Source organism: Rickettsia sp. Tenjiku01, from assembly GCF_001653015.1.
Lineage (GTDB): Bacteria > Pseudomonadota > Alphaproteobacteria > Rickettsiales > Rickettsiaceae > Rickettsia > Rickettsia rickettsii.
In genome coordinates, this window is sequence record NZ_BCMR01000004.1 from 1 (window position 1) to 19,145 (window position 19,145).

Below are 19,145 nucleotides of genomic sequence, written 5' to 3' on the forward strand. Positions count from 1 at the left end.
TTTTATGTCATTCCCGCGGAAGCGGGAATCCAGTCAAACATATAAAAACTTGTTTTTTTATTATATTTATTTCATCAAATAAGTAAAATTTTGTATGGCTATTTTTTGGATTCCTGCTTTCACAGGAATGACATCTTGAACGTTTGTACAACACATGGTCAAGCAACTAGATGACAATAAAAAAAGCTAGAAATATTAATATTTCTAGCTTTATATTTAGTATGAAAATTGTTTGAAATTTTATTCATCAAACATTTTTTTACGAGCAAATTTTCTCTGTCTTCTTGCTGCTTCTTGTGCTTTACGAACACGCTTCGCTGAAGGTGTTTCATAATAACGCTGTTCTTTCATCTTACGAAAATAAAGCTCTCTTTGTAGCTTTTTCTTAAAATTCTTAAGCGTATTATCACAATTACCGGCGTGAACATTTACTAGTATCACTAAAATTACTCTCCTTAAAAGATATTGTGGTTTATCGAACTATACCTTATAATTCAGTTATATGTCAAGGTTAAAAATATGAGCATTCAAGAAGAACACCATATCAAAAAAATAAGCTTCGTGCAATCTTTATTAGAATTATTACCGTTTAATGAATGGAATAATAAACTACTCGAAGAAGCAGAAGAAAAATGCGGTTTCGCAAAAGGCTATAGCTTAATAGTTTTTCCAGAAGGTTTATCCGAAATAGTAGGATTCTTGGAAGAGTATTTAGATCAAATTATGCTAGAAAGCTTAAAGATAATAGCAGAACCATCAAAAATAAGAGAAAAAATATCTTTGGCCGTAAAGACTAGGGTCAAAACCGTACTTCCTATTATTCATAGTAAGAATGCCGCTTATTTTGCATTAAACCCAATACAAGGAACTAAAGTTGCATTCCGTAGTTGTGATGCTATTTGGCGTTATGCCGGTGATAAATTTCTTGATTTTAACTATTATACCAAAAGAAGCTTATTGCTCTCGGTTTATGTTGCATCTATTCTTTTTTATATCCAAGACGAATCAGAAAATTATATTGAAACCGATAAATTGATTGAGACTGCTGTAGAAAATATAGTAAACACTTTCTCACAGATGAAAAAATTACTCGCCCCTTCAAAGATCCCCATAGTTAGAATGTTTACGTAGATATGCTTAATGGGTAATATTAACTCCATCTCAAATATAAAAATGCTATTGAAACTTATAAATAAAGTTAATAATGAATTTACATTTAATCACTTGTCATAAGACTGTAAAAGAAGCTTAAGCATTGTTTAAACAACATGGTTCTAAATCAGAATCATTTGTTGATGAATTTTTAAAGTAGAAATATCAAGAAGCGAATAAAGAAAATTCTAAATTTTAACTTGTAACCCAATAATGTCTTCTCATAACAATAATTCTTGATTCTTCTTCCTTGATGGCTTTACTTGCGGAAGAAAAAGGACAGGAAAAAATTATCCGATATATACAGCAGACAAAGCTTGGGCTAGCTTACAATTAAGTTGCAATATTGTTTTGATTCGCTAATTCACATAATATGAAAACTCAATTTAAAAAAGAATGTTCTAATAAAGAACATGATAGAACATTAGTTAATAAGCAAGTTATCCCTATAAGTTATTTCGGTGAAAATTCAAAAACACTAAAGATAGTTTTCTCTGAATAATTTAGATCTTCAAGAGAAGATAAATGATGACAAATATTATTCTTATAAAACAGAAAAGAAATATGTAGGTTTAAAAGAAATCGCCTATACTGAAGAACAACAAATATTTAGACAAAGAGCTTATAGAAGAAACTAAACAAATCGAGCCGAAGCCAATATATACTTATCCACCTAGGAAAAAATTAAAAACTTATGATGATATTTCTTGAGCAAAACCAATTTATATATCCAACTATTAAATTATAACGTATGTATAAGGCAAATTAAGGGCCATGAGCCAATTTACAAAAAAGCACGGCTAGAGAAAGAGACGATAAAAAGCCGTACTGTTACTAAATATAAGAATGTACCTGAGTATAAAGAGATTCAAGTGAAAAAATTTAACGAAGTGAAATATAATGAAGATATTAATAGTATAAAGATAACAATAAAGAATTTAATATGTAAAATCTGTGATTTGCTAGCTCTTATGAAAACTATTAATTTAGAGCAAAAACAAAAGCTCCTACTAAATTTAAGTAATAAAGTAGAAAGTGATGCTAAAGCACTGTGCCTTAGCGATTTAACACAATATACTAGAGTTGAAGTAATGTTTAAATATTTAAATGAAGAGTAGCAGTATTTAGGATACGAAGCACAAATATTATCCGGCTTATGAAGCTGAAACGATAGGTAGTAACTAATAGTGAAATGAATTGAGTTAGACAAACTTTCTATATCATCTTTTAATCTGTAATACACCTGATTACTTTCTTAAATACCTTAAAAATTCTTGTATTATGACCTCTATTGCATATAATGAAGATATTTGTAAAAATAATTTCTAAAATAATGACAAATACTAAATATTATCCTGAAGTTAGCTCGAATGCTGATTTTGCAGGCTTAGAGCGAGAGATACTAAAATTTTGGCAAGACAATAATATATTCCAAAAATCTATTGATGATAGGAACGGAGAGTCAGAATTTATTTTTTATGACGGCCCGCCTTTTGCAAACGGTTTGCCGCATTACGGTCATTTGCTTACCGGCTTTATTAAAGACGTATATGCTAGATACCAAACCGTAAAAGGTAAGAAAGTCGAGCGTCGCTTTGGTTGGGACTGTCACGGTCTTCCTGCTGAAATGCAATCAGAGAAAGAACTTGGCATTTCAGGACGTCTTGCAATAGCTAATTTTGGTATAGAGAAGTTTAATGCACATTGCAGAGCTTCGGTAATGAAATATGCTAATGATTGGGAAGAATATGTAACTCGTCAAGCAAGATGGGTGGATTTTAAAAATTCTTATAAAACGATGGATAAGAATTTTATGGAATCCGTACTTTGGGCATTTAAGGAGTTATATAATAAGGGGTTATTGTATGAATCTATGCGGGTAATGCCTTATTCTTGGGCATGCGAAACACCGCTTTCTAATTTTGAAACAAGACTTGATCATTCTTATCGTGAGCGAGCCGATAAAGCTGTAACGGTGAGTTTTGTACTATCTCATCCCGTGGCTACGACCACAGGATCTTTTAAAGAATACCGTATACTCGCTTGGACGACAACACCTTGGACATTGCCGTCAAATTTAGCCTTAGCAGTCGGTAGTGATATAGATTATGCATTAGTCCCTAAAAATGATGTTTGTTATATAATAGCTGCCTATTCCGTCTCTAAATATGCTAAAGAATTAGGACTTAGCGGTGAAGAAAATTTTGAGATAATTAAAGGCTCAGAACTTCAAGGATTGAACTATAAATCTTTATTCGACTATTTCGAGAATCATCCAAACAGCTTCAAGATATTTGCAGGTGATTTCGTGGTTGAGGGTGACGGCACGGGAGTCGTACATATGGCTCCAGGCTTTGGTGAAGATGACCAAATACTTTGTGAATCGAAAGGTATTGAGCTTGTTTGTCCTGTTGATAATAGCGGTAAATTCACTAAAGAAATTCCTGATTTAGAGGGCTTACAAGTATTTGATGCAAATGACAAAATAATAATCAAACTGAAAGAGCAAGGAAATTGGCTCAAAACCGAGCAGTATATTCATAATTATCCTCATTGCTGGCGAACAGATACGCCTCTTATATATAAGGCTGTTCCGTCATGGTACGTAAAGGTTACGCAATTTAAAGATAGAATGGTAGAGTTAAATCAGCAAATTAACTGGATACCTTTCCATGTTAAAGATAATTTATTTGGTAAGTGGCTTGAAAATGCCCGTGATTGGTCGATAAGCCGTAATAGATTCTGGGGAACTCCGCTGCCTGTATGGAAGTCCGATGATCCAAAATATCCACGCATAGACGTTTACGGCTCTATAGAGGAATTAGAGAAAGATTTTGGTGTTAAAGTTACTGATTTACATCGTCCGTTTATCGATGAACTGACAAGACCAAATCCCGACGATCCAACCGGTAAATCAACAATGCGTAGAATAGAAGACGTGTTTGATTGCTGGTTTGAAAGCGGTTCAATGCCATATGGGCAAGCCCATTACCCTTTTGAAAATAAAGAGTGGTTTGAGGATCATTTTCCGGCTGATTTTATAGTTGAGTATTCAGCTCAAACACGCGGATGGTTTTATACTTTAATGGTGCTATCTACCGCTTTATTTGATCGCCCACCGTTTTTAAATTGTATATGCCACGGCGTAATTTTAGATGCTACAGGTCAAAAACTTTCAAAGCGTCTTAATAACTACGCCGATCCGCTGGAGCTATTTGATAAATACGGCTCTGACGCTTTAAGAGTTACGATGTTATCTTCAAACGTTGTTAAAGGTCAGGAGCTATTAATTGATAAAGACGGCAAAATGGTATTTGATACGCTTCGTCTATTTATCAAACCTATATGGAATGCTTACCATTTCTTTACGATGTATGCTAATGCCGATTCGCTTAAAGGCAAGCTTAATTTTAGCTCTAAAAACGTACTTGATGTTTATATATTATCTAAGCTTAAAATAGCCGTACAAAAAATTGAAGAGAGCTTAGATAATTTCGATACGCAAACAGCTTATCATGCAGTTTCAGAATTTTTTGAAGTTTTGAATAACTGGTATATAAGACGAAGCCGAGCTAGATTTTGGAAAAGCGAAAAAGATACAGATAAGCAAAATGCTTATAATACTCTATATTCATGTTTAGACACCATGGCTATTGCGATGTCGGCACTAGTGCCTATGATTTCGGAAGCGATATATAAGGGATTACGTCATTGTGAGGAGCGTAACGACACGACACTCTCAGGAAAATCAAACGTCATTGCGAGGAAAGACACAAGTCTTGACAAAGCAATTTCAGGAGTATCTCATAAGATTGCCACGGCACTTTCAGTGCCTCGCAATGACGCGATTAGCGTACATCTCTGCAACTACCCTACTCTCTCAGACTTTGAAATAAATCACGAGCTGGTTGCTACTATGGATAACGTGCTTGATATTTGCAGTAATAGCCTATTTATCCGAAGCACTGAAAATATCAGGGTAAGGCAGCCACTTGCTAGCATAGCTATTATCAGTAAACATAATAACAACCTCAAAGATTTTGAAGATTTAATTAAAGATGAAATTAATGTTAAGGCGGTAATTTATCGTGACGATCTAGAGAATTACGCAAGCAAAAAACTATCGATTAATTTCCCAATGCTTGGTAAACGTTTGCCGCATAAAATGAAAGAGATTATAGCCGCTTCTAAACAAGGTGAGTGGGAAGCTATCGCAGGCGGTTTAGCTATATGCGGTGAAACCTTAAATAGTGACGAATATAAGCTAGTTTTAGAGCCGTATTCACATATCAAAGGAGCAGCAAGTTTTGAGAATAATAGTAGCTTGTTAATACTTGATTTAGATCTAACACCTGAGTTAATAGAAGAAGGATACGCAAGAGACATTGTACGCTTTATACAACAGGCTCGAAAAGATGCCGATTTCTCTATCACTGACAGGATTTTAATTGAGATAATAAGCGAGTTTGATTTATCTAAGATAATTGATAATTATGGAGACTTTATTAAAGAACACACTTTAGGCGAGTTTGCTAAAAATTTCACGCCTGATTATGTAAGTAAAGTAGAATTAGAGAACCATCAAATACAACTTAAAGTTAAGAAATCGTAAATTATTTTACTATCAATTAAGATGTTGATAATTTACTTAGATTAATCTATAACGCACGCTATAAATTAATTTAAGGTAAATTATCATGCACAACTTCTCCACAGCTCCAGGGGGTTCTCAAATTAAAAGAACTACTAAGCCGGAAAATACTAAAACAGAAAATGTAATAACTCTAGGGTATTTAAAATAATATACTTAAAAACAATAATGCACAAGCTGAATATTTACTTAATCATCTTACGTTTGAACCTAATCCCAGCCTAATACAAGCAATACACAATAAAAATTTAATTTTAGTAAAGTATTTTGTAGAAGAAAAAGGAGCGAATGTAAATTTTAGTCATTATGGTTCTAATACACTAAATGTTACTGCCGGTTGGAAGAACCTTACAAAATAGACATTACATGTGATCTTTTAATAAAAGGAGCAACTTATTTAAATACAACCTTAGAAGAAGCAGCACAAGGTGGTCAAAATGTAAACGATCTTCATAAGCAAATCTTTTTTAAAGCAATAAACGAAAATAAGCTTGAAGTAATTAAAAAATTTGTTGCGGTTTTGATATTAATACTGCATATCGTTTAACACACCATTAAGTACCGCAAATTTAAAAAATAGAAAAGAAATTGCAAAGTATCTTTTATCTAAAAATGCTAATTTAGATGTAGCTCTAGAAGTAGCAATAATATACGGTAATTTAAATGCGGTAAAAACATTATTAGATACAGGGGTAACGATTAACGGCAATACAGATGTATCACCTTTAATACTTGCATCAGAGTATGGGCAGGTCACAATAGTAAAATATTTACTTAAACACGGTGCTCACTATAATGTTAAAGGATGGGAAAAAGATAACTTATATAGCCATATATCGTGTCAACTAACTCAAATCACTGAGATTTCTACATTGTGTAAAAAAGCTAATAATCCTAACCACCAATACATATTAGAGAGGATATTAAAAACAAGTATATCATCACATTATGACGGATATAAGAATTTATCATCAGAACAAATAAAGCAAAAATTTTCTAAATTCAAAAAACAACTATCTAAAGATTTACAAAATTTTGCAGAAATTAAAGCACTGTTAGAAGATTATTCTAGCGGGAAGAAAATTCCAATAAATACAAATACTGTAGTAGAAGACGAGGGCTATGTTTCTGATTTTAAGGTTGAAACTGAAAAACCTAACACAGGCTCTAGGTTAAAACATACTCCTTCTAAATCAGGTATATTTCGCACTTTTGCCCTTAAGGGACTTGATGAAGAAACGTCTTTAGGCGGGTGATATAAAAATATTTGATTCTGAGCTTTAATAATATTATTCCTACGATAAGATTGCTTCATTGCCTACTCTTATGTCATTCCTGCATAGACGTTGTTGCGTGGACCAGTTTCCTAATTGTTACCCTGTGGCTTGTCCATGGGGTCTAGTTAAAAATACTAATAATATTAGTATTTTTAACTAGATTGCTTAATCAAAACTTACAATTTTCCTCACAATGACGACAAAACCTCTTACACATTTATTAGATACATATATATTACCACGAAACATGAGAATCATATTTCATGGTAATATATACTTTTTTATAAAAAATCTTACGGAAGGACATTATTTTAGGAATGAGAAATTAGAAGCTATAGACATGTATAGTAAAATACACAAAAGCTCTAATTATTATCAAGAAGCACAATATTATTTAGGAGAAGAGTGTTACCTTAATCAAGAAGAATTTACAGAAGCTGTAGAGGTATATAATAAAAGGTAAACAAAAATCATTATCTATTTGAAAAAGCTAGCTCAAATATTTCAGTTATTGAGAAACATTTTGACTTAATTAATTCTAAATAAATGAATATAGTAAACTGATCTCTATTTTGTACTTCGTTGTTCGTTGTCTTGCCTATTAATATATAGGCTCTACCCTTATGCTTGTCATAAAATGGAGCTGAGTTTACTATAGTAGCGAATTATAAGCGAAAGACAATATATTAGGTTCTGTGAAGGAAACTTAAATTAATCTATTTTTGCTCTTCTTTGCTGCAAATTATAAGATTGTTGTGAAATAGGAACAACTATTACTGCAAACATCTTATTAATTTTCGCTAAAAAATATCTGAAAATATAAATAATGGAATTATTTACAGAATCTAATATATCAAGCAAATTCTAATAATATCTGCCCTCTTATAACATTATCCTTTTCATTAACAAAAATTTTAGCTATTTTTCCGTCTCTTTCGGCAAGAATCAGGTTTTCCATTTTCATAGCAGTTAAAATCATAATTTCTTGTCCTGCCGTCACTTCCTGCCCTTCTTTCACCTTTATCGCAGCAATCTGACCGCTTAGAGGAGCTTGTAGTTCGGAGCTTTCTTCCACCACTACTTTTGAGACCATCAACGCTTCAAGTTCTGAGATACGAGGAGAGCGTACAAAGGCTTTTACGCTAATACCGGCATGCGATAATAAATAACCGGTTCTGATATTCTCAATTTTCACATTTGTCTTTTTACCGTTAATTATAGCCGTAAAAAGTTCATTACCTAAATTCCAGTTACTACGAATATATATTCTATCGCTTTCGTGACGTATATTATAGCCGTTTTCAACAGGTGTAATTAATACGGGAAATAGTTTATCATCGATAGTTACTACCCATCTTGTACCTATTTTGTTAGCCTGATTGTTAATATTGCCGGAAATTAAAGAAGCACGTCTTTGCTCCGATATATAAATAAAAATAGCTGTTGCTAAAAATACGGTAGTTACTTCTGAAGTTAGACTAGCTCCGGAAAAACCGTCAGGATATTCTTCTTGAATAAAGGCAGTAGAAATATCGCCGCTAACAAAGCGTGGATGTAGCATTACCGCTTCTAAGAAACTGATATTATGAGCAATACCGTTAATTATATAAGAACTCAAAGCAGAATGCATTAGCTCAATTGCCTGCTCTCTTGTTTCACCGTAAGTACATAATTTTGCAATCATTGAGTCATAAAACATACTTACTTCGCCGCCAAGCCCAATCCCTGTATCTATACGGATATTAGGACTCTTTGCAGGTTCGGAATAAGCTATAATTCTACCGCTAGAAGGTAAGAAACCTCGGCTTGGGTTTTCGGCACAAATTCGTGATTCAAATGCCCAACCTTTTAATTGTACGTCATCTTGTGTAAATGATAATTTCTCGCCGGCTGCGATTTGTATCATCTCTTCAACGATATCTATACCGGTAATTAGCTCAGTAACAGGATGCTCGACTTGCAACCTAGTATTCATCTCTAAAAAATAGAAATTTTTATTGCTATCTACTATAAACTCAACGGTACCGGCCGAATAATATCCCACTTTTTGAGATAAGGATATTACCTGCCTATACATTTCTTGCCTTATATCTTCAGTAATAAAAGAACTTGGTGCTTCTTCGATTACTTTTTGATGGTGACGCTGTATTGAACATTCCCGCTCTCCGAGACATACACTATTGCCGTATTGATCGGCAATTAGCTGAATTTCAATATGACGGGGAGTTTGAATTAACTTCTCAATAAATAATCTATCGTCACTAAAACTATTGGCTGCTTCAAGCTTTGCCGACTCAAAAGCATTGGCCATTTCAGCGGGATTATTCACTACTCTCATACCACGCCCACCGCCGCCGGCAGCCGCTTTTACTATTACCGGAAAACCAATCTCTTTAGCAAAATCTATAGCTTGTTTAACATCGTTTATAGTTCCCATATAACCTGGCACGGTGCTAACTCCGGCTTCTATCGCTATCTTTTTTGCTTCGATTTTATCGCCCATTTTTTTAATAGTTCCGGCACTCGGTCCTATTAAAACAACACCTTCTCTTTTAAGAATATTGGCAAAATTTGGATTTTCTGACAAAAAACCGTAACCTGGATGTACTGCACTTGCGCCACTTTCACGAATCGCCGAAATAATATTTTTAATAGATAAATAACTTTCCGTTGCGGGGGAATCACCTATATAATAAGCCTCATCTGCATGCTGCACATACATTGAGTTTGTATCCGCTTCAGAATATACTGCAACCGACTTTATCCCCATCTTTTTTAAGGTACGTATTATCCTAACGGCGATCTCGCTACGATTAGCAATTAAAATTTTATCAAATAATGGTTTATTCATAGTTTTTTATATCCTAATGTCACCCCGTGGCTTGACCACGGGGTCTTGTGTCACAGACTGTATTCTGAGAGCCCGTGGTCAAGCCACGGGATGACAGCTAAAGCGGCAAATTATCATGCTTCTTCCAAGGCAGTTCTACTTTTTTAGTACGCAGGAAATTTAATGCCTTACATATTCGCCATCTGGTATTTTGTGGTCTTATAATATCATCCAAATATCCCCTAGATGCCGCAACAAAAGGCGAAGTTACTACTTTCCTATATTCATCGATTTTTTGTTTTTTAGCTTCAGGGTTTTTACATTCTTCCTTAAATATTATCTCGGCTGCTCCCTCTGCCCCCATAACAGCGATTTCCGAATTAAACCAAGCATAGTTTATATCGCCTCTAAGATGCTTGGAGTTCATAACTATATAAGCACCTCCATAAGCCTTACGGGTAATCACAGTAATCTTCGGCACTGTAGCTTCCGCATAAGCGTATAACAGCTTAGCCCCGTGTTTAATAATACCATCATGCTCTTGGGATGTACCAGGCAGAAATCCAGGCACATCAACAAGACTTACTATAGGAATATTGAAAGCATCACAAAATCTAACAAATCTTGCTGCTTTTCTTGAGGCGTTTATATCTAAACATCCTGCTAAATGCAAAGGCTGATTAGCCACAAATCCTACCGGATAACCTTCCATATAACCAAAGCCAATAATGATATTCTTAGCAAAATCAGGTTGTAGTTCAAAAAATTCTCCCTCATCAACGATACGCTCAACAAGCTCTTTCATATCATAAGGCTTATTAGGAGTGTTAGGTATTAACGTGCTAAGAGACATATCAACTCTATCGGCAGGATCAACAGTCGCACGAACAGGAAGAGGACTACGATTGGATGACGGAAGGAAATTAAAGAATTTACGAATTTCAAGCAATGCTTCTATATCATTGTTAAATGCAAGATCAGCAACGCCGCTTTTAGTGGTATGCATCCTAGCACCGCCGAGCTTTTCTTGGCTTACTTCTTCACCCGTAACGGTTTTTACTACATCGGGACCAGTTACGAACATATAAGAACTATTCTTAACCATAAATATAAAATCGGTTAAGGCAGGAGAATATACCGCACCACCGGCACAAGGGCCCATAATTAGGGTAATTTGAGGGATGACACCCGACGCTAAAACATTACGCTGAAATAATTCACCGTATCCGGCCAGAGCATCAACCCCTTCTTGAATTCTTGCTCCCCCTGAGTCGTTAATACCGATTACGGGAGCACCGGTTTCTATAGCTTGATCGATAATATCACAGATTTTCTTAGCATGATATTCGCCGAGAGAGCCGCCGAGTACGGTAAAATCTTGGCTATAAATAAATACCAACCTACCGTTTATCGTACCGTGTCCCGTTACAACGCCGTCACCTAAAAACTTTTTATCCTGCATCCCAAAATTATCGCATCTATGGGATACAAACATACCTGTTTCGGTAAAGCTATTCGGATCTAATAATACTTCTATGCGTTCTCGTGCAGTTAACTTACCTTTTTGATGTTGTGCGTTGATCCTAGCTTCACCGCCCCCTTGCCTTGCAATATTTCTTCTCTCATCCAGTAACTCAGGAGAGATTATATTACTTTGATTCATAGATTATTTATAGTTTTATTTTCCAAAATATCCATAATATAATATAATAATGCTAATGTGAAAAGATAATTATTTATGTCGTCTACCAACTATATCAAAGAAGCACCGAAAAAAGCCAAATCACCGGCTAAATTTGATAATTTATCAACTGCCTTAAAAAAGAATTTACAAAGAAGAAAGAAAGTTAAAACGAAAGATACTACAAGCCAAGCTTTATCTGCATTACAAACAATAGTCAAAAATTACACTGATTCTACGGACGAAAACATTTCTCGTGTAGATGAATTAATAAAATCAAGATGCTTAGAAACAGAAAGTAAATAAGCACCACATTTGACATATTAATATAAATTGCTAATATTTGGGGAGTTTAGGTTTTGTTGCATAGCTCGCTTATGTCATTCCCGCATACGCGGGAATCCAGGGTAAAGCGAGATAAATCGAGTTTTTAGTTTGCAAAACTTACTGTATTTATATTTTTTAATTACTGGATCCCTGTTTTCACGGGAATGACATAAGAGTCACCCAATAAAATTGGCATTTAAAATATTTTATATCATGGACACAAACAAATTATATCTTTTCAAAGATAGACGATTTTTACCGAATTTTATAGTGCAGTTATGCGGTTGTCTTAATGATAATATATTAAAAAATGCTCTGGTAATCCTTATAACTTATGGTATTTCAGGAGCTTTAAGTAAATATAATAATCTACTTGTTTTAATTGCTAATGCTACTTTTGTATTACCTTTTATAATATTCGCAAGCATAGCAGGACAAATTGCCGATAAATACGAGCGTGCAAATCTTATTAAAATTATTAAGATTTGTGAAATCGGTATAATTGCCTTTGCAATTTACGGATTTCATCATAATAATCTGTTAATCCTGTTTTGTTCTATTGGCTTAATGGGTATACATTCTACTTTTTTCGGTCCAATCAAATATAGCGTATTACCTGATCACCTAAATAAAGACGAACTACTTGGAGCTAACGGCTTTGTTGAAGCCGGAACTTTTATCGGTATTTTTATCGGTACTATAATCGGCAGCTATTATACAATCAGCAATAATTTTATAATTTATTCCTTCATTACCATCGCTTTTCTTGGCTTTATTACAAGCCTTTTTTCCCCAAAATCTAAAAACGTAAATCGTGATATTAAAATAAATTTAAATATTATAGACGAAAGCATAAATATGATTAAATATGCCAAAGCAAAAAAACAGATATATTTAGCTATACTTGGTATTTCATGGTTTTGGTTTATCGGAGCTGCTATAATTTCTCAAATACCTTTACTTGCTAAGATAACTTTTAAAGCTGATGAGAATGTTGCTAATTTATTTTTAGCGGTTTTCTCGCTTGGTGTTGGGGTCGGTTCGTTTTTATGTAGCAAAATATTTGAAGATGAGATTACCGTTAAATATCTATTTATTTCAGCCCTAGGCATTAGTATTTTTGGTATTGATTTATTCTTTGCAAGTAGAATTAGCTCAGTTAACTACGAACCTACTCAGCTAAAAAGTATTTTTGTATTTTTATCGAAAAGACATAATTGGCGCATAGTTATAGATTTATTGTTCTTAGCGGCAATAGGCGGATTATATATCGTTCCGCTTTTTGCGATATTACAGCATTACGCAAACCCTGCTCATCGTAGTCGAATTATTGCCGTTAACAATCTTATCAATTCCATTTTCATGGTGGGATCCACAATAATTCTATCTTTATTATTTTACCTAAATTTCACTATACCCTGGATTATATTATTTATTAGCCTAGCTAATATAATCGTTACTATACATATTTACCGTTTAATACCTGAAGTTAAAATTATTCCATTTAAGCTATTGCGAAGAATATTCCAAATCTGTTTTGATCTTATGTATAAGGTTGAAGTTAAAGGATTTGAAAATTTTCAAAAAGCAGGTAAAAAAGTAGTAGTGGTCGCTAACCATATTTCATATCTAGATCCGCCGCTAATTGCTACTTACTTACGAGAAGAAATGACTTTTGCAATTAGTCCCGATATACAAAAAATATGGTGGATTAAACCGTTTTTACGTATGGCAAGAACTTTGCCGGTTGATCCAAGTAACCCAATGGCAATAAAGACTTTAGTAAAAGCAGTACAAAAGGATCAGAAAGTAGCAATTTTCCCTGAAGGTAGAATAAGCGTTACCGGCTCTTTAATGAAAATATACGAAGGACCGGGAATGATTGCCGATAAAGCCGGTGCTACCGTCTTACCGGTTAGAATAGACGGTACTCAATTTACTCATTTATCAAAATTAAAAAACATATTAAAAAGAAAAATATTTCCTAAAATTACTATAACCGTTTTACCACCGGTAAAATTCGCTAATATGGATGCTACAAGCAATCAAGAACGACGCAGTTATATATCTAGGACTCTTTATGATATCATGGCTGACATGATGTTTGAAAGTTCAGACTATCAAAATACTGTATTCTCATCTCTTATAGAAGCTGCTAAAATTCATGGATTTAAGAAAAAAATAGTTGATGATTTTGAAAATAATGCGGTTACTTATCGAGATTTAATATTAAAATCTTTTATCCTAGGTGATTTAATCAAAAAGAATAATATCTTTGGCAGAAATTTAGGCTTAATGTTGCCTAATACCACGAATACGTTAATTACTTTTTACGCTATGCAATCTAGCGGTTATGTTCCTGCTATAATTAACTGGAGCAGCGGCATAAGTACTATTATTAACTCCTGTAAACTTGCACAAATTAAAGTAGTTTACACTTCAAAACAATTTATTGAGAAAGCAAATTTACATGCATTAATAACTAACTTATTAGATTTCGGTATTAAAATAATATATTTAGAAGATTTTAAAAATCAGATTGGTACAGCCCTAAAACTAAAAGCAAAAATAGGAAGTTATTGTGCCCAAACTTATTACAATTATTTTTGTCGTAATCGTGATGACGAAAAACCGGCAGTGATAATTTTTACTTCGGGTACTGAAGGTGAACCTAAAGCCGTATTATTATCTCACAGAAATTTACAAACTAATAGATATCAAATAACTGCTAAAGTACCTTTTAGCCCTGAAGATATAGTATTTAATGCGCTACCGCTATTTCATAGTTTTGGTCTTAGTGGTGCAATTATTACAACTTTAAACGGTATTAAGCTGTTTCTATATCCTTCTCCACTAAATTATCGTAGCATTCCTGAAGTTATATACGATATTGGAGCAACTATATTAATTTCTACCGATACTTTTTTAAACGGTTATGCTAATTACGCTCACCCATACGATTTTTACTCATTACGCTATATATTTGCCGGTAGCGAGAAATTAAAAGAATCTACACGACAATTTTGGCTTAATAAGTATGGCATACGTATTTTTGAAGGATATGGGATTACAGAAGCCTCACCTATTATAGCTTGCAATACCCCTATGCATAATAAAGCAGGCACGGTAGGAAGATTATTACCGAAAATTGATTATAAGCTTGAGAAAGTAGAGGGAATAAATGAAGGGGGACGTTTATTCATTAAGGGTCCTAACATCATGCTTGGTTACTTGGACTTAGAAGGTCACCGTACTTATAAAGAATGGTACGACACAGGCGATATAGTCACAATCGATTCTGAAGGATATATAACAACTCTAGGACGTTTAAAACACTTTGCTAAAATAGCAGGGGAAATGATATCTCTTACAAAAATTGAAGAACTTGCAAGCGACATTGATCCTGATTCCTTGCACGCTGCTATTTCTATTCCCGATAAAACGCACGAAGACAAGATTATTTTACTTACTACCGGTTCCAATATAAATAGAGAGAACTTTGCAGATGCTGTATCTAAAGCTCAAATTCCTTTACTACATTTACCGAAAGTAATTATTACCGATTCAGAAATACCTCTACTTACAAACGGCAAAATTGATTATCTTGAGATAATGAAAAATGTGGATAGATTTTAACTTCATTGCGAGCGACTGCAAGGAGCGTGGCAATCTCAGGAATCGTGCCTGAGATTTCTTTGTCGACGCCTATGGCGTCTTCTCGCAATGACAGAAAAAAACGCCACACACAACAACGCTAGTCAAACCACGGGACGACATTTATTTTTTCTTTTGACTATTAATAGCAGCATTCAAAACTAATTTAAACCACTTACCTAATAACTCTTGATCCTCCATAATTTCAGGTAACACCTTCCAATATGATAGAGTTACAAGTTTACCTTTACTTTGATATACAAATAACTCAGAACCGAAAGATTGAAAATATTCATAAGTGCTTAGATCTGACTTAAAATATAATTCATTGCTCTTAATAATTCCTATTATAACATCACTCTTATATATACCATATCCACCAAACATTACACGAACGGCTACTGAACCATATGGTTCTAACAATTCTTTGACATATTCAGTAAATGCATTTTGGTTCATAATAATCGCTTTAAATACAACAAACCATAAATAAACGTACCTAATATAATAAACAATGGAGTTAAAGGTAAATCAAAGTAGAAAGAGCTAAATGCAGCACAAAAATTAATAAATAAAGATATAAGAATTGATATTATAATCATCTGGGAGGGGCTATATGCTACAAACCGTGCAATCATTGCAGGAATAAGTAAAATAGCAGTTACCATAAGTACTCCGACAATCTTTATAGCAGAAAATACCGATAATGAGAGAAGCAGTAAAAATATTAGCTCAATAATATTAACCTTTAAGCCTTTTATGACGGCAATATCTCTATTGATAATGATAAGAAGAATTTGATTATAAAAATATACTATAAAGCCTATAATAGTTATTAGCACTATTGCAAGTATCATCAAATCATTAAAAGATACGGATAAAATATCCCCAAACAACAAATTCACTATATTATTCTGCAAAGAAGTAAAATAATTAATAACTAAAGCAACAGCTAGCATAAAGCTAGAAATCAAATTAATAACTGCGTTTTTTTCAGAATTATTTTTAAAAATAAACACAAAAAACGAAAAAAGAATTGCAACTATTATGCCTGAATATATTAATGGAACATGTGCTATAATACTTATACTAGCCACTAAAAAACTACTATGAGCAAGCCCGTCACCGAAATAAATATATCTCTTCCATAGGGCAATGCAGCCAAGCGGGGCAAATATGCAGCTAATTAAAATTAAGGCTAGTATTATTAAAGTCATCTGAGTATATTATATATGTTTGTTGTATGGCCTCTTGTTATCCCGTGGCTTGACCACGGGATCCACTAAAGTTCTTAGGCTGTACTTATGGAGCCCGTGGTCAAGCCACGGGATGACATTGGAAAGAATCATAGACTATGTCTTCAATCGATAAAAAAGAATTAGAAAAATTTGAGAAAATTTCTCATAATTGGTGGAATAAGGACGGAGAATTCGGTATCTTACACCGAATAAACCCTATTCGCCTTGAATATATAATAGAGAAAATAAATACGCATTACAATAGACACCTTTCCAAACTCGCTTATAGAGAGGAATTTGTAGGAAACATGCAGCACAGCACCGCAGCGTACGCTTTGGTACGTGAGGATGCGAACAGCAGATTGACGCACAAATTACCTCTAGAAGTAGAGTTTGAAAAGATGTCTAACGATATTTCTAAATTAGAAATATTAGACGTCGGTTGCGGTGGAGGGTTAATTGCAACGCCTTTAGCGGCTCAAGGTTTTAACGTTACAGCCATTGATGCACTGCAAAGTAATATTGAAACGGCAACTGCTTATGCTAAGGAAAACGACGTAAAGATAAATTATTTACAATCTACTATAGAAGAATTAGAAAGTGACAAGCTATATGATGTGGTAATTTGTCTTGAGGTTATTGAACACGTAGAAAACGTACAGCAATTTATACTAAATTTGGTGAAGCATATTAAGCCAAACGGTATGGCAATAATTTCTACGATTAACCGTACTAAAAAAGCTTATATACTTGGAATAATAGTTGCCGAATATATTTTAGGTTGGGTACCAAAAAACACTCATGATTATAGCAAATTCCTAAAACCGTTGGAAATTTACGAAATGCTTACGGATACCACAATTGAAATTAAAGAACTGAAAGGCTTGGTATATGATCCAGCTAAAAATGAGTGGAAATTAAGCGATGATATAGACGTAAATTATTTTATGTGTTTGGGGAGAAAGAGTATGTGTTATCCTAGCTAACTTGATCAGCCTTGTTGCATGAATACCGAATCGTCATTGCGAGCGACTGTAAGGAGCGTGGCAATCCAGAAAAATAATAAAAAAATGCTAATTTTTAGCATTTTTTACTGGATTGCTTCGTCAATTGCTATGTAATTTCCTCGCAATGACGCAAAAACTGATCCATGCAACACAGCTGACTTGATCGCAGGATCCAGTTAAACATACTAATATTATTAGTATGTTTAGTTGTTTTCTGGATACCGTGGCAAGCCACGGTATGACACAGTTCTTAGTATATATGTAAAAAAGATAATAAATGAATAATAAAGTAATTACTAGATTTGCTCCGTCACCGACGGGGTTTTTACATATAGGTTCGGCAAGAACCGCCCTTTTTAATTATTTGTTCGCAAGGCATCATAACGGTAAGTTCTTGCTTCGCATTGAAGACACTGATAAAGAAAGGTCAACTAAAGAAGCGGTAGAAGCTATATTCTCAGGTCTAAAATGGCTAGGGCTTGATTGGAACGGTGAGGTTATATTCCAGTCTAAACGTAATAATCTTTACAAAGAAGCTGCACTAAAATTACTGCAAAACGGTAAAGCATATTATTGTTTTACTCGCCAAGAAGAAATAGAAAGACAGCGACAACAAGCTTTAGAAAATAAACAGCATTTTATTTTTAATAGCGAGTGGCGTGACAAAGATCCATCTATCTATCCTACTGATATTAAGCCGGTAATACGTCTAAAAACTCCAAGAGAGGGTAGCATAACAATTCATGACACTTTACAAGGTGAGGTAGTAATTGAAAACTCTCATATAGATGATATGGTACTATTAAGAGCAGACGGCACTGCTACTTACATGCTAGCCGTTGTAGTAGACGATCATGATATGGGTATAACTCATATTATTAGAGGTGACGATCATTTAACCAATGCAGCAAGGCAACTCGCTATTTATCAGGCTTTCGGATATGCAGTACCGAGCATGACTCATATACCGTTAATTCATGGAGCAGACGGAGCAAAATTATCCAAAAGGCATGGAGCATTAGGCATTGAAGCTTATAAGGATATGGGGTATTTACCGGAAAGTTTGTGCAATTATTTACTGCGTCTTGGATGGAGTCACGGCAATGATGAAATTATCTCAATGACTCAGGCTATAGACTGGTTTAATCTTGATTCACTCGGTAAATCACCTTCTAAGCTTGATTTTGCTAAGATGAATAGCCTTAACGCTCATTACTTAAGAATGCTTGACAATGATAGCTTAACTTCAAAGACTGTAGAGACATTGGAACAAAATTATAATAAACTTCTTCGGAAGCTCGCTTATAGGAAGGAATTTAAAGGAAACA

At 34.0% G+C, this 19,145-nt stretch carries 15 protein-coding genes and 2 pseudogenes; 11 read left to right on the forward strand and 6 right to left on the reverse strand.

Annotation, left to right across the window (positions count from 1 at the left end; all coding sequences use genetic code 11):
* Positions 1–240: 240 nt before the first annotated feature.
* Positions 241–441 (reverse strand): 30S ribosomal protein S21, encoded by a 201-nt coding sequence (gene rpsU, locus TENJIKU01_RS01420; RefSeq protein ID WP_012148483.1) that lies wholly within the window; start codon positions 439–441, stop codon positions 241–243.
* A gap of 78 nt (positions 442–519) precedes the next feature.
* Between rpsU and TENJIKU01_RS01425 the strand changes: the two genes are divergently transcribed.
* From TENJIKU01_RS01425 to TENJIKU01_RS08790, 5 genes and pseudogenes are all read left to right on the forward strand, one after another.
* Entirely contained in the window at positions 520–1,131 is a 612-nt protein-coding gene (locus TENJIKU01_RS01425; protein WP_064428934.1) for a COQ9 family protein, read from the forward strand.
* A 394-nt stretch (positions 1,132–1,525) separates the two neighbouring features.
* Positions 1,526–1,654 carry a hypothetical protein gene (locus tag TENJIKU01_RS10070; protein WP_255374158.1) on the forward strand — a complete coding sequence of 43 codons (129 nt, stop codon included), beginning with the start codon at positions 1,526–1,528 and terminating at the stop codon, positions 1,652–1,654.
* Between the two features lie 205 nt (positions 1,655–1,859).
* Positions 1,860–2,270, forward strand: coding sequence for a hypothetical protein (locus tag TENJIKU01_RS01430; RefSeq protein WP_064428935.1), 411 nt, complete (start codon positions 1,860–1,862; stop codon positions 2,268–2,270).
* Positions 2,271–2,485: 215 nt separating this feature from the next.
* A complete protein-coding gene (gene ileS / locus TENJIKU01_RS01435; protein ID WP_064428944.1) occupies positions 2,486–5,764 on the forward strand; it encodes an isoleucine--tRNA ligase in 3,279 nt (1,092 codons plus the stop codon).
* A 290-nt stretch (positions 5,765–6,054) separates the two neighbouring features.
* Positions 6,055–6,361 (forward strand): annotated as a pseudogene (locus TENJIKU01_RS08790) (hypothetical protein).
* On the opposite strand, the gene TENJIKU01_RS09405 reads toward TENJIKU01_RS08790, so the two are convergent.
* Entirely contained in the window at positions 6,330–6,512 is a 183-nt protein-coding gene (locus tag TENJIKU01_RS09405) for a hypothetical protein (protein WP_064428945.1), read from the reverse strand. The pseudogene TENJIKU01_RS08790 and the gene TENJIKU01_RS09405 sit on opposite strands and share 32 nt — an antisense overlap.
* Between TENJIKU01_RS09405 and TENJIKU01_RS10530 the strand changes: the two are divergent.
* Positions 6,439–6,726 (forward strand): annotated as a pseudogene (locus TENJIKU01_RS10530) (ankyrin repeat domain-containing protein); the annotation flags it as partial. The gene TENJIKU01_RS09405 and the pseudogene TENJIKU01_RS10530 sit on opposite strands and share 74 nt — an antisense overlap.
* Before the next feature lie 694 nt (positions 6,727–7,420).
* Positions 7,421–7,543 carry a hypothetical protein gene (locus TENJIKU01_RS10080; protein ID WP_255374159.1) on the forward strand — a complete coding sequence of 41 codons (123 nt, stop codon included), beginning with the start codon at positions 7,421–7,423 and terminating at the stop codon, positions 7,541–7,543.
* Between the two features lie 390 nt (positions 7,544–7,933).
* Here the strand turns inward: TENJIKU01_RS10080 and TENJIKU01_RS01460 are convergent, their stop codons facing one another.
* A complete protein-coding gene (locus TENJIKU01_RS01460; protein WP_064428937.1) occupies positions 7,934–9,931 on the reverse strand; it encodes an acetyl/propionyl/methylcrotonyl-CoA carboxylase subunit alpha in 1,998 nt (665 codons plus the stop codon).
* 97 nt (positions 9,932–10,028) lie between these two features.
* The gene (locus tag TENJIKU01_RS01465) at positions 10,029–11,573 is read right to left on the reverse strand and encodes an acyl-CoA carboxylase subunit beta (RefSeq protein WP_064428938.1); all 1,545 of its coding nucleotides are present in this window, start codon (positions 11,571–11,573) and stop codon (positions 10,029–10,031) included.
* A 75-nt stretch (positions 11,574–11,648) separates the two neighbouring features.
* Here TENJIKU01_RS01465 and TENJIKU01_RS01470 point away from each other — a divergent pair, with 75 nt between their 5' ends.
* Both TENJIKU01_RS01470 and TENJIKU01_RS01475 read left to right on the forward strand, forming a co-directional pair.
* The gene (locus TENJIKU01_RS01470) at positions 11,649–11,897 is read left to right on the forward strand and encodes a hypothetical protein (protein ID WP_064428939.1); all 249 of its coding nucleotides are present in this window, start codon (positions 11,649–11,651) and stop codon (positions 11,895–11,897) included.
* Positions 11,898–12,131: 234 nt separating this feature from the next.
* The gene (locus tag TENJIKU01_RS01475) at positions 12,132–15,554 is read left to right on the forward strand and encodes an acyl-[ACP]--phospholipid O-acyltransferase (protein ID WP_064428940.1); all 3,423 of its coding nucleotides are present in this window, start codon (positions 12,132–12,134) and stop codon (positions 15,552–15,554) included.
* A 141-nt stretch (positions 15,555–15,695) separates the two neighbouring features.
* Here the strand turns inward: TENJIKU01_RS01475 and TENJIKU01_RS01480 are convergent, their stop codons facing one another.
* On the reverse strand, positions 15,696–16,031 hold the full coding sequence (locus TENJIKU01_RS01480) for a TfoX/Sxy family protein (RefSeq protein ID WP_064428941.1): 336 nt from the start codon (positions 16,029–16,031) through the stop codon (positions 15,696–15,698).
* Positions 16,028–16,789, reverse strand: a complete 762-nt coding sequence (locus tag TENJIKU01_RS01485) for a metal ABC transporter permease (RefSeq protein WP_004997884.1) — start codon at positions 16,787–16,789, stop codon at positions 16,028–16,030. The genes TENJIKU01_RS01480 and TENJIKU01_RS01485 overlap by 4 nt, the downstream gene beginning before the upstream one ends.
* Before the next feature lie 137 nt (positions 16,790–16,926).
* Here TENJIKU01_RS01485 and ubiG point away from each other — a divergent pair, with 137 nt between their 5' ends.
* A complete protein-coding gene (ubiG, locus tag TENJIKU01_RS01490; RefSeq protein WP_064428942.1) occupies positions 16,927–17,796 on the forward strand; it encodes a bifunctional 2-polyprenyl-6-hydroxyphenol methylase/3-demethylubiquinol 3-O-methyltransferase UbiG in 870 nt (289 codons plus the stop codon).
* Positions 17,797–18,094: 298 nt separating this feature from the next.
* The coding region (gltX, locus tag TENJIKU01_RS01495) for a glutamate--tRNA ligase (protein WP_064428943.1) at positions 18,095–19,145 on the forward strand (1,051 nt) is incomplete at its 3' end.